Raw genomic sequence first — 11,236 nt, 5'->3', positions numbered from 1 at the left:
AAAAGGGGATGTAGAAAATAAAAAGTATTTTTACTCTCGAGTATGCTTAAGATTAATAACTTACAGATATCCTTTTTTCAAGGGAAAGAAGAAAAGAAAATTGTCAAAGGAGTTTCTCTTGAACTAAAAGAGAATGAGATCGTAGGAGTTGTAGGAGAATCCGGTAGCGGTAAATCATTAACCTCATTGGCAATTATGGGATTGCTTCCAAAACCTCTAAAAGTTGAAGGAGAAATCTGGTATCAGCAACAAGATTTATTAACGCTATCAGAAAAAGAGTTCCAGAGAGTTAGAGGAGCTAAGATTGGAATGATCTTTCAAGAACCCATGAGTTCATTAAACCCAACAATGACCTGTGGTAAACAGGTTACTGAAATATTAGGGTTGCATACAAAAATGAATAAGAGTGAGATATATGATGAAGTGATCTCACTTTTCGAAAAAGTAAAACTCCCAAGACCTGCTTCTATTTTTACGTCATATCCTCATCAAATAAGCGGTGGTCAAAAACAGCGAGTTATGATCGCAATGGCTTTGGCTTGTAAGCCGGATGTACTTATTGCAGATGAACCTACAACAGCTTTGGATGTAACAGTACAAAAGGAAATTATCTTCTTGTTAAAAGATTTGCAAAAAGAGAATGCAATGAGCATTTTGTTCATTTCTCATGATCTTTCATTGGTGTCAGAAATTGCAGATCAGGTGTTTGTGATGAGAAATGGAGAGCTGGTTGAAAGTGGAACAACAGAACACGTCTTTTTAAATGCGGAAAAAGAATATACAAAAGCGCTGATAGCCTCAAAACCTGGGTTAAGTGACCGATATAAACGATTGCCAACAGTAGAAGATTTTATGAGTGATTCGGTTGATCGAGCAATCTATTCAAGAGAAGAAAGAAATGAGTTTCATAATCAGCTGTATAAAAAAGAACCTCTTTTAGAAGTAATAGACCTTAAAAAACACTTTTTCAACAAAGTATTGTTTGGAAAAAAGGAGGTGACAAAAGCTGTAGATAAGGTTTCTTTTAAGGTATACGAAGGCGAAACTTTGGGGCTGGTTGGAGAATCGGGATGTGGAAAAACAACCTTAGGAAGGTCCATACTTCATTTAGAAGATGTTACTTCCGGGCAAATTCTGTATAAAGGAAGAGATATTACCTTTTTGAAAGGAAAGGAGCTTAAGCAGTTAAGAAAAGAAGTGCAAATCATTTTTCAAGACCCATTTTCGTCTCTCAATCCAAGAATACCTGTCGGAAGGGCAATTCTTGAACCAATGAAAGTTCATCAAATATTCTCAAGCCAAAAAGAAAGAAAAGCCTATGTGCTTGAGTTGTTGGAAAAAGTAGGGTTGGAGAAAGAGCATTTTGACAGATATCCACATGAGTTTTCGGGTGGACAAAGACAGCGAATTGGAATAGCTCGAACAATAGCATTGCAACCCAAATTGATTATTTGTGATGAATCTGTTTCGGCATTAGATGTATCTGTACAAGCTCAAGTTCTAAATTTGCTAAACACGTTAAAGGTCGAGTTTAATTTTTCTTATATTTTCATTTCTCATGATCTTTCTGTTGTTAAGTATATGTCGGATCAACTAGTGGTTATGAATAAAGGAAGGATAGAAGAAATAGGTGATGCAGATGAAGTTTATGAGAAACCTCAGACTGAGTATACAAGAAACTTAATTAAAGCAATCCCAAAAGGGATATAAAAGGTGTTATACCTTTTTGCAATCGCCCAATTAATGGTATATTGCGAATCAAAAGAATACCAAAAAAGAATACATGAAGATTATTGTTCCAATGGCTGGAATTGGGTCGAGATTAAGACCACATACCCTAACAATTCCAAAACCTCTAACAGTCATTGCAGGTAAGCCAATTGTACAAAGACTGGTTGAAGATATTGCAGGTGTAGTCAATCAGAAAATAGAAGAAATATCCTTTATTATTGGCCCGGCAACAAAAGGGTTTCCGTCAAATACTAGACAACAATTAATAGCAATTGCTAATGAATTAGGAGCGAAAGGTTCTGTATATGTCCAAGAAGAGGCATTAGGAACCGCGCATGCCATTCAATGTGCAAAAGATTCTTTATCAGGACCTTGTGTTGTAGCCTTTGCAGATACACTTTTCAAAGCAGACTTTACCTTAGATGCTCAGGCAGATGGAGCCATTTGGGTAAAGCAGGTAGAAGATCCTAGCGCTTTTGGAGTTGTAAAGATGAAAGACGGATATATCACAGATTTTGTAGAGAAACCTAAAGAGTTTGTATCTGACCTTGCTATCATTGGAATTTACTATTTCAAAGATGGCGATAAGCTTAAAAAAGAGATTCAATACTTAATAGATAACGATATTAGACCTTCCGGAGAGTTTCAATTAACAGAAGTTTTAGAAACTCTTAAAGAACAAGGTGCTAAATTTGTACCAGGTAAAGTTGATGTTTGGATGGATTGTGGAAAAAAGGACCCTACAGTAGATACAAACAAAACAATTCTTGAATTTGAGCAAGAAGCAGGAAATAATTTAGTGTCTGAAGACGTTCATCTTATAGATTCACAAATCATTCAACCTTGTTATATAGGAAAGAATGTAGTGATAAAGAACTCTCAAGTAGGACCTTATGTTTCCATCGGAGAGAATAGCATTGTTGAAGATTCTGAGATCACAAATTCTCTGATCCAAACAAATGCACATATCTCAAATGCTCAATTGGATAATGCAATGATTGGAAATCATGCAAAGTACAACGGGAATTTTACCTCAGTGAGTATAGGAGATTACACCGAGTTGGTATAAATAGTTAAAACATATGATAAAAAGGATTGCACTTGTCGTTTTATTAGGACTGTTGTACAATCCTTTTTGTTCTTTTGGTCAGGACAGTATTGCTGCACCTGAAGATTTAGAAGAAGAAAAGCAGCTTAAATTTCAACAGTTCTTCTTTAAAGCACTTTCCGAAAAATCAATCAAGAATTACCAAAAAGCTATTGAGAACTTAGAAACTTGTAACGAGATCTTACCTAAAGATGTTTCTGTGTATTTCGAGTTCTCAAAAAACTATTTTTTGCTTAATAAGTACGAAGAAGCCAAAGAGTATATCAAAAGAGCATTGCTTCAAGACCCGAAGAATGAGTGGATGTTAACCCATCTGGTCACAATTCATAAAAAAGAGAGAAACTTTAAAGAAGCAATTGATGTTCAGTTGGAGATCATTAAAGTAAACTCTAAAAAGAAAGGAGAGTTGGTAAGACTCTATTATTTAAATAGAGATTATGATAAGGCACTTGCTTTGATGAATGATTTGGAAAAAGGAGAAGGATTGTCTAGAAACTTGAAGCGAATGAAAGCAAGCCTGGAACTTAGAAAAGGTGTTGTAGTAAATGGAGAAAAGAAAGAAGATCTTCAAAGTTTGATAGCTAATTTTGAGAACAATTCAACCTCTTTTTCAGCGTTAAAGAGATTGTTAGACGCTTCTCAGACAAAAGACCAAAAGTTATTTCATAAATACAGTCAACAGGCAGTTGAACTATTTCCGGCTCAACCTTATGCCTATCTTGTAAGAGGAAAATCTTTGCAAATGCAAGGCAAGCATCAGCAAGCTATTACCATGCTAGAAAGTGGTATCGATTTTGTAATAGATAATGCGCGCTTAGAAGCTAATTTCTATGAAACCATGGCTAAAGCTTATGACGGATTAGGAAATGCAACAAAAGCACAAGAATACAGAGACAAAGCAAAAAAACTGAAAAACAGTTAAATGAGACTTTTAAAATATATATTGATCCTATCACTGTTCTTTACAGCTTGTAAAACAAAGCAAGTAGTTGTAGAAACAGCAAACGTAAAGAGTATTCCTTCGAGAAAGATTGTTAAGAAACACCTTGAAAATGCTTTTTTAGCCAATACTTTGGATTCTAAGATCAAAGTAAGATATACTAACAACAGAGGAGATCAGAGAAAACGACATGAGTTTACTGTTCGTTTAAGAATGAAAAAAGATTCTGTGATCTGGATGAAAGGAACCAAAGTAGTAACAGCCTTTAAGGTAAAGATTACTCCAGATTCTTTTAGTTATTATTCACCTTTATCAAAAGAATATTTTGAAGGAGATTTCTCTTTGTTGGAAAAGATGTTGGGAGTACAAGTTACGTTTTCGCAACTACAAGACTTGTTGGTAGGAAAGAGCATTTTTGAAATGAAAGGAAAAAGATTCAGCACTGAGGTTGTTGACAATTCCTATAGATTAACGCCTAAGACACAAGCAAAACTGTTTGATGTATTCTTTAAGATCAATCCAAATCATTTTAAGTTGGATCAAATGTTCTTAGAGAACTCTAAGAAAGATCAAACCCTGCGAATAGATTATAAAGCTTATTCTAAATTAGAAGGAGAATATATTCCTGTGAAAATGATGATTAATGCTACAGAAGGAGAAGATAGATATACATGGATAGATTTAACATATAGATCATTAACTTTGAACAAACCGGTGAAATTACATTACCGAATTCCATCCGGATACAAACGTATTGAGATTTAATGTTGTACAAGCATCGTTACATATCTTTTTTACTGCTACTCTTTTTAGCAATTCCCCTATCTGCTCAAAAAACAAGGAAGCAATTAGAGGCGGATAGAAAAAGACTTCAAAAAGACATCAAAAAAGTAAACAAACTCCTTTTTGATACTCAAAAAAAAGAGAAAAATGCATTGGAAGATCTAAAAGACATCAACCAAAAGATTGATGTTAGAGAAAGATTGATCAATACGATCAATTTAGAAGCCAAAGCTTTGTCCAATGAGATTGATGTGAATGAAAAAGAGATCAAAAAGCTAGAAGAAAAGCTGACAAAGATCAAAAAAGATTATGCAGAAATGATCTATAAATCTTACAAGAGCAGATCTCGACAAAACAGAACTTTGTTCCTTTTATCTTCAAAGAACTTTTACCAGGCTTACAAACGAGTAAAGTATATGAACCAGTATGCTGCTTTCAGAAAGAAGCAAGGTGAAGAAGTTGTGGTACAAACAAAATTGGTAGAGCAGTTGAACGATTCATTAATGTTTCAACGACAATTAAAAGACACTTTGTTGGCCAGTCAAGAGGATGAAAAGTTAAAGATTGAGACCGATAAAAAAGATCAGGAAAAATTGATTTCTCAAATCAAAAAAAGAGAAAGAAAATACAAGCGAGAGCTAAAAAAGAAGCAAAACGAAGAAAAAAAGATTGCTGATAGAATTGATAAGTTGATTAGAGATGCAATTGCAAAAGCAAATGCCAAAAAAGGTGTAAAAGCATCAAAAGGATTTGCGTTAACACCGGAAGCTAAAGCTTTAGCTACACGTTTTGAGCAAAACAAAGGAAAATTACCTTGGCCGGTAGAAAGCGGTTTAATTACCAGAAGATTTGGTAGACAACCACATCCTGTATACAAAGGAAACTATATAAACAGTACAGGAATTCATATTACTACAGAAAAAGGAACGAATGCCGAGTCTATTTTTAATGGAGAAGTATTGGCAATTCAAGTTCAATCAGAAGGGAAGAAATCGATATTGGTACGTCATGGAAATTACATCTCTGTATACAACAACTTAGAAAATGTATATGTAGAAACCGGAGATAAAGTAAAAACAGGACAGGCCTTAGGGAAAATTTTTACCGATAGAATTACCGGAAAGACCAAGCTCATTTTTGTCTTGTCAAAAAATACTACACGTCTAAATCCAACGAGTTGGATCTTGAGAAGATAGATCACCTTTCTTTTACAATAACCTATTGACAATTATAGCTTTAAATGTTAAAGTCTACTAAAAACTTAGTATAGCTACTAAAAATTTAGTAGATTTACAAAGTAATATAGAAAATATGAGTTTAGAACTTACCAAAGCAGAAGAAAAAGTGATGAAGATCTTATGGTCTGTCAAGCGAGGATTGATCAGAGATGTAGTAGCAAAATATGACGACCCAAAACCAGCTTATACAACAGTAGCAACCATCATTAAAATTTTAGAAAAAAAAGGATTTGTAGGTAGAAGCCCGGTGGCCAATTCTTATGAATATTACCCTGTTGTAGAAAAAAGTGAGTACACAAAAGGGTTTATGAGATCTTTTGTAAAAAACTATTTTTCGAATTCTTATAAAAACTTGGTCTCAGAACTAAGTAGTGATGATGAGATGACCACTCAGGAAATGGAAGAATTGATCGAATACTTTAAGAATAAAATAGAGACCAAAAACAAAAAATAATGGAAGCTTACTTAATACGATCTAGCATCTGCTTGGTAATCTTATATAGTATATATAGAATATTCTTTAAGAACGATCCGCATCATCAATTGAAAAGAATTATAGCTCTTATTTGTATTCTTTTTGCTTGCGGTTTTCTGTTTATCCCATTAGGAGGGCTAATGGTTCCGGACACATATCCTCAGATGATGAATGTGGTTTTTATGCAAGGATCTGAAGGAATACAAGAAGGCTTATCCAAGATCATTACAGACAACATGACAAATATTTATTTAGTCTTGTATTTCATTGGAATGTCTGTTTTTGCTCTTCGTTCACTTACTGGGGTAGCTACAATTGTAAAATGGTATGTAAGTTCAGATAAGATCAAGAAATGGGGATTTACAGTTGCAAAAGTAGATAAGAATATTGCTCCTTTTACCTTCTTCAACATTCTGTTTATCGGAAAGCAAGAGTTTCATGAAGAAGCTATGAAAGCTTTGATTGTTCACGAACAATACCACAAACATCAATACCACTCAATAGACACTGTATTGTTAGAGCTTTTAACCATTTTATACTGGTTCAATCCTGTAGTTTGGTTATTTCAACGAGATATAAAAACAGAACATGAATACATGGCAGATGAAGAGGTTCTAAAGAAAGGATTTGATGTGTTGGATTATCAGTACCTGCTATTTCAAACAAGAACCGGAGTCTCTTTAAACTTAGGAAGCAACTTTAGTAGTAAGGTTAATTTGAAAAAGCGATTGCACATGATGAATAAAGAAAAGATAAAGACCAAAAGAAGCTATATAAAAGCACTAATGCTCTTGCCGATTATGGGAATTATTCTTGTGACCAGCGGTTTTTTAGAAGCGAATAACAATTTATCTCTTGAGATCAAAGCACTGAAAAGCAAACAATCTCTAGATACGCTTCCCGGTAATTTAAGAGATCAAATAGAAAATGAAAAACTACAATTTAGAATAAGAGGAAATGCAAATACTACTGGAGTAACCCCCTTGTTTATTCTAAAAAAAGGGAAAAAAGAAGAGAAAATAAGCCCTTCTTTTATGCAGAGTTTGAAAAAGGATCAACTCAAGTCCGTTTTTGTATTAAAAGGAGAGTCAGCTATAAGAAAATATGGAAAAGAAGGAAAGAATGGTGTTGTGATAATTGAATTGAAAAAAGATGAATAGAAAGAATTTATCAATAATACTTTTCGTTTTTTTTCTTACGGTATTTGTAAGCTGCGAGAAGAAACAACCTAAAGAAGAGGTAATTACAGAAGCTGTTTATCAAGGAGAAAAAGATATGGCTTGGGCCATTGCGCACTATGTAGAATATCCTCCGGAGGAAATGAAATTCAACAGAGCGGGAATTGTAAAGGTAAGTTTTGAGGTTGACAAAAAAGGGAAAGTCAATCAAGTAGAAGTAATCGTTGATGAAGAAATTAAAGCAGCTGAAATTGCTGTAGCCAGAAAGAGGTTAGCAGATAAAGAAGTATTGCCTTTGAATTTTCCTGTTTTGGAGAGCTTGATTAAAAGTGTTGAAAAACTCAATTTTCAACCTGCAAAAAAGAACGGAAAACCAGTAAGTTCAACTGTAACTACCTCAGTTGAATTTATGCTAATCTAATTACTCATGAAACATATTTTTGTTGTCGCTCTTTTTATTGGGTATGGAATTTTAAATGCTCAAAGTATCCATAGATCGGCTTGTAATGGAGACGTTAAAAGACTCGATTCATTATTAGCAGGCAAAGATGTAAATGTTCTAGATGAGAATGGAAGAACACCTTTGCTGTATGCAACTGGCTGTAGAAACGGAGAGAAAGCATTCTATTACTTAATAGCCAAAGGAGCAGATGTAAACATTGGAGACAAAGGAGGTTTGCTGCCCATTCTTTTTGCTACCCAATCTCAAAATGAAAAGTATATAGATACCTTGTTAGCTCATCAAGTAAATGTGAACGTTACAGACATCTTTGGAAACTCACCATTGCAGTTGGCAGTTATTAGAGGAAATCTATCACTGGTCAAAAAACTGATCGATAACAAAACAGATGTTGATGCTATAAATAACAGAGGGAATACCGCTTTGGAAATAGCTGTAAGAGAAGAGTTCGATTCTATTACCGAGTTTTTGCTTTACAAAGGAGCAGATAAGAAGAAATTGCGAAAATTTACACTGAAAGGAAAGTATCTAGGTCAGAAGGAGCCAAAATTAAAGCCTATAATGTTTGCTCCTAATTTTGTTTCAACAGAAAACTATATTCACACAGCTGTTTTTCATCCTAATGAGAGAGAGCTTTATTTTACAGCATCGCTAAGAAAAATCCGAACAGAAGCTATTATGGTGAGTAAGATAAAAAATGGTGTTTGGACAAAACCTAAGCGATTAGATATTTTCGGAGATACAAAAGAGTTTGATTCCTTTATAACTCAAGATGGTAAGAAATTATTCTATTGCTCCAATAAAAAGGTAAGAGAGACTGATACTATTCAAAATGCAGATATTTGGATGATGGAGAGAAAAGGAAACTCTTGGGGGAAACCTATTCATTTGGGGAATGAAGTCAATTCGCCAAAAAACGATTGGTTTCCATCGGTATCTAATAAAGGAATGTTGGTTTTTTCACCAAGTATTGGAAGAGAAGCTAAGATTGTATATTCAACCTTAAAAGATGGAGTATATCAAAAACCTATAGCATACGGAAAGAATGTCAACGGAGAAAATGCCTATAATTACGATCCGTTGATCTCGCCGGACGAAAGCTTTTTGATTTTCTCATCCAGAAGAGAAGGAGGTTTTGGTGGCGCCGACTTATATATATGTTTTAAAAAAGAAGACGGTACTTGGACAGAGGCTAAGAATATGGGAGAGACCATCAACTCAAAAACAGCAGATTATGCACCTTCGTTATCCCCTGATGGAAAATACTTCTTCTTTACAAGTAATGTTATGGGAAGTTCAGATATCTACTGGATAAGTTCAGAGATCATACAGAATTTAAGAAATGATAAATAGTTATTTGCCAAAGACAATTGTAGGCTTTGGGAAGAACAACCACTTCCCATTAAGCTTTACAAAAAACTTAAAAGGGCTAAACTTTGAATCAGAACCATCCGATGTTTTGTAACTGATCAAGTAGTAAGTAATGTCGGGTTGTAACACATCTTTTATTCTGTTCATTCCAAAAGAGCCTTTACCATCTTCTGACTTTGCATCATTGGATGAAAACTTTTCGTAACTACTTTTTACTAAAGTCTCTGAGTCAGGATTAGATAAAATGTTTTGGATGACTTTTTTCACTTCTTGAATTCCATTCAAATAAACTTTGGCATGATCTCCTATAAATACTTGCTGACATTCTTCTAGAGTAGGAAATGACTTTTCAATCATTTCAAATATAGATTTGTTTGTTAAGTATTGATCGAAGTGTTTGGTAACAGCATCACTTTTCTCTTGAGAAAAAAGAGAAAATCCAATAAATAAAAAAAGGACAAGTGTTAGTTTTCTCATACATGTTGATCTATAAGAACAGGATTTCCGTCCGGATCTACCAAGATTACACTGGCCGGCCCTGTGGTACTTTCATCAGCTTCACTTTCTAACTTGATGTTATGCTGCTTTAAATGCTGTTGAATCTCTCTGACATCATTAAAAGAATCGAGTTTATTGGCGCTTTCATCCCAACCGGGATTAAAAGTTAGGATGTTCTTTTCAAACATCCCTTGAAATAAACCTACCAAGGCATTTCCGTTTTTCATAATTAGGTAATTACGTTCTATATCACCTGCAAAAACAGCAAAACCTAAAGTCTCGTAAAATTTTTTGGAAGCATGAATGTCCTTTACACTCAAGCTAATTGAAAAAGCTCCTAGTTTCATCGTTACATTTTATTTGAATTAAAGATATAAAATTAGGGGTAACGATTTGAAAAAGCAGAGGTTATAATTTCTTGACCTTTGAGTCACCCTCTTTTTTAGAATGTTGAACCCATTCTACAGGATGTTTTTTAAAATTGCTGGGATGATGAAAAATAGCCAACTCACTTTCCTTCTTTTTCTTCTTTTTTTGAGCAGCGGTATATATTACAAATCCAATAAGAAGAAGCGCAATACCAATGATCAAAAGAATAATAACAACCTTCATCTGATTTCAGAATTAAAAGAAAGCTTCAACATACACAGCCAAATGGTCAGATACCCACAAACCGTTAGGGCGTTTTGTGTCTATGTGTTTATATGTTTTTTGCTCTAAATTCTTAGTAAAGATATAATCTATTCTTTTGTCAGAGATTTCATCTTTTTTAAAAGCATTAAAAGTGCCTTTGGGGCCTGAAAATGATGAAAAAGAGAATCCATCGTACATCTCTTTCCTAAACACTTCTATAGGATCTTCACCGGGAACAGCATTCAAATCACCCATTACAACAACTTTCTTATGCTCCAAGCCAAACTCTTTTATTTTTTGAAGGATGAGTTCTGCAGACTTCTTTCTGGCTACTTTTCCTAAATGGTCAAAATGAGTATTGAATACGTAAATATGCTCTCCAGATCTCTTGTTTTCAAACTGACCATAAGTTGCAATTCTAGGCAAAGCAGCATCCCAACCTACAGAAACAGTATCTGTTGTTGTAGAAAGCCAAAAAGTAGCAGTTTTTAAAAGCGTAAACTTTTGATCTTTGTAAAAGATTGCCGAATATTCTCCTTTTTGCTTCCCATCATCTCTCCCCTTACCAACAAATTGATAAGAAGAAAGCTGTTTAGAAAGATATTCAACTTGATGGTGTAAACCTTCTTGAATTCCTAAAAAATCAGGATCGTAATCTTTAATTTGTGCAACCACATCTCCTTTGCGATGACCCCACCAGTTCTCCTGATCATTTTTGTTGTCATATCTAATATTAAAAGACATAAAAGACGTAGTGTGTTTACTACATCCCATAAAAGTGAAGATCACAACAAGAAGAACAGCAATTTTTTTCATACGAT

13 protein-coding genes are annotated in these 11,236 nt (G+C 34.2%); 9 read left to right on the top strand and 4 right to left on the bottom strand.

Going from position 1 to position 11,236, the window contains the following annotated elements:
* The first annotated feature begins 42 nt into the window (after window positions 1-42).
* From ACFSRZ_RS04575 to ACFSRZ_RS04535, 9 genes are all read left to right on the top strand, one after another.
* Entirely contained in the window at window positions 43-1,710 is a 1,668-nt protein-coding gene (locus ACFSRZ_RS04575) for an ABC transporter ATP-binding protein (protein WP_379665340.1), read from the top strand.
* 73 nt (window positions 1,711-1,783) lie between these two features.
* Window positions 1,784-2,800 carry a sugar phosphate nucleotidyltransferase gene (locus ACFSRZ_RS04570; RefSeq protein ID WP_379665339.1) on the top strand — a complete coding sequence of 339 codons (1,017 nt, stop codon included), beginning with the start codon at window positions 1,784-1,786 and terminating at the stop codon, window positions 2,798-2,800.
* Window positions 2,801-2,813: 13 nt separating this feature from the next.
* Window positions 2,814-3,761 (top strand): tetratricopeptide repeat protein, encoded by a 948-nt coding sequence (locus tag ACFSRZ_RS04565; RefSeq protein WP_379665338.1) that lies wholly within the window; start codon window positions 2,814-2,816, stop codon window positions 3,759-3,761.
* Window positions 3,762-4,544: a DUF4292 domain-containing protein gene (locus ACFSRZ_RS04560; protein ID WP_379665337.1), complete on the top strand. Its 783-nt coding sequence runs from the start codon at window positions 3,762-3,764 to the stop codon at window positions 4,542-4,544.
* A complete protein-coding gene (locus ACFSRZ_RS04555; protein ID WP_379665336.1) occupies window positions 4,544-5,758 on the top strand; it encodes a murein hydrolase activator EnvC family protein in 1,215 nt (404 codons plus the stop codon). The genes ACFSRZ_RS04560 and ACFSRZ_RS04555 overlap by 1 nt, the downstream gene beginning before the upstream one ends.
* A 115-nt stretch (window positions 5,759-5,873) precedes the next feature.
* On the top strand, window positions 5,874-6,254 hold the full coding sequence (locus tag ACFSRZ_RS04550; protein WP_379665335.1) for a BlaI/MecI/CopY family transcriptional regulator: 381 nt from the start codon (window positions 5,874-5,876) through the stop codon (window positions 6,252-6,254).
* Window positions 6,254-7,435, top strand: a complete 1,182-nt coding sequence (locus ACFSRZ_RS04545; RefSeq protein WP_379665334.1) for a M56 family metallopeptidase — start codon at window positions 6,254-6,256, stop codon at window positions 7,433-7,435. The genes ACFSRZ_RS04550 and ACFSRZ_RS04545 overlap by 1 nt, the downstream gene beginning before the upstream one ends.
* Window positions 7,428-7,874: an energy transducer TonB gene (locus ACFSRZ_RS04540; RefSeq protein ID WP_379665333.1), complete on the top strand. Its 447-nt coding sequence runs from the start codon at window positions 7,428-7,430 to the stop codon at window positions 7,872-7,874. Before ACFSRZ_RS04545 ends, ACFSRZ_RS04540 begins: the two co-directional genes overlap by 8 nt.
* Before the next feature lie 6 nt (window positions 7,875-7,880).
* Window positions 7,881-9,266, top strand: a complete 1,386-nt coding sequence (locus tag ACFSRZ_RS04535; RefSeq protein WP_379665332.1) for an ankyrin repeat domain-containing protein — start codon at window positions 7,881-7,883, stop codon at window positions 9,264-9,266.
* Here the strand turns inward: ACFSRZ_RS04535 and ACFSRZ_RS04530 are convergent, their stop codons facing one another.
* From ACFSRZ_RS04530 to ACFSRZ_RS04515, 4 genes are all read right to left on the bottom strand, one after another.
* Window positions 9,267-9,761 carry a hypothetical protein gene (locus ACFSRZ_RS04530; RefSeq protein ID WP_379665331.1) on the bottom strand — a complete coding sequence of 165 codons (495 nt, stop codon included), beginning with the start codon at window positions 9,759-9,761 and terminating at the stop codon, window positions 9,267-9,269.
* Window positions 9,758-10,129, bottom strand: a complete 372-nt coding sequence (locus ACFSRZ_RS04525) for a VOC family protein (RefSeq protein WP_379665330.1) — start codon at window positions 10,127-10,129, stop codon at window positions 9,758-9,760. Before ACFSRZ_RS04525 ends, ACFSRZ_RS04530 begins: the two co-directional genes overlap by 4 nt.
* A 61-nt stretch (window positions 10,130-10,190) precedes the next feature.
* Window positions 10,191-10,394, bottom strand: coding sequence for a hypothetical protein (locus ACFSRZ_RS04520; RefSeq protein WP_379665329.1), 204 nt, complete (start codon window positions 10,392-10,394; stop codon window positions 10,191-10,193).
* Window positions 10,395-10,406: 12 nt separating this feature from the next.
* Window positions 10,407-11,231, bottom strand: coding sequence for an endonuclease/exonuclease/phosphatase family protein (locus ACFSRZ_RS04515; RefSeq protein ID WP_379665328.1), 825 nt, complete (start codon window positions 11,229-11,231; stop codon window positions 10,407-10,409).
* Window positions 11,232-11,236 lie beyond the last annotated feature (5 nt).

Origin of the sequence: Pseudotenacibaculum haliotis (assembly GCF_042684245.1) — a bacterium.
Lineage (GTDB): Bacteria > Bacteroidota > Bacteroidia > Flavobacteriales > Flavobacteriaceae > Polaribacter > Polaribacter haliotis_A.
The sequence above is the reverse complement of the archived record's forward strand: the minus strand, read 5'-3'. Positions and strand labels throughout refer to the sequence as shown.

What these genes read in the sequence shown, in the direction of transcription:
- ACFSRZ_RS04575 (WP_379665340.1), top strand. Translation starts at nt 43, where the DNA reads ATGCTTAAGATTAATAACTTACAGATATCCTTTTTTCAAGGGAAAGAA.
- ACFSRZ_RS04570 (WP_379665339.1), top strand. Translation starts at nt 1,784, where the DNA reads ATGAAGATTATTGTTCCAATGGCTGGAATTGGGTCGAGATTAAGACCA.
- ACFSRZ_RS04565 (WP_379665338.1), top strand. Translation starts at nt 2,814, where the DNA reads ATGATAAAAAGGATTGCACTTGTCGTTTTATTAGGACTGTTGTACAAT.
- ACFSRZ_RS04560 (WP_379665337.1), top strand. Translation starts at nt 3,762, where the DNA reads ATGAGACTTTTAAAATATATATTGATCCTATCACTGTTCTTTACAGCT.
- ACFSRZ_RS04555 (WP_379665336.1), top strand. Translation starts at nt 4,544, where the DNA reads ATGTTGTACAAGCATCGTTACATATCTTTTTTACTGCTACTCTTTTTA.
- ACFSRZ_RS04550 (WP_379665335.1), top strand. Translation starts at nt 5,874, where the DNA reads ATGAGTTTAGAACTTACCAAAGCAGAAGAAAAAGTGATGAAGATCTTA.
- ACFSRZ_RS04545 (WP_379665334.1), top strand. Translation starts at nt 6,254, where the DNA reads ATGGAAGCTTACTTAATACGATCTAGCATCTGCTTGGTAATCTTATAT.
- ACFSRZ_RS04540 (WP_379665333.1), top strand. Translation starts at nt 7,428, where the DNA reads ATGAATAGAAAGAATTTATCAATAATACTTTTCGTTTTTTTTCTTACG.
- ACFSRZ_RS04535 (WP_379665332.1), top strand. Translation starts at nt 7,881, where the DNA reads ATGAAACATATTTTTGTTGTCGCTCTTTTTATTGGGTATGGAATTTTA.
- ACFSRZ_RS04530 (WP_379665331.1), bottom strand. Translation starts at nt 9,761, where the DNA reads ATGAGAAAACTAACACTTGTCCTTTTTTTATTTATTGGATTTTCTCTT.
- ACFSRZ_RS04525 (WP_379665330.1), bottom strand. Translation starts at nt 10,129, where the DNA reads ATGAAACTAGGAGCTTTTTCAATTAGCTTGAGTGTAAAGGACATTCAT.
- ACFSRZ_RS04520 (WP_379665329.1), bottom strand. Translation starts at nt 10,394, where the DNA reads ATGAAGGTTGTTATTATTCTTTTGATCATTGGTATTGCGCTTCTTCTT.
- ACFSRZ_RS04515 (WP_379665328.1), bottom strand. Translation starts at nt 11,231, where the DNA reads ATGAAAAAAATTGCTGTTCTTCTTGTTGTGATCTTCACTTTTATGGGA.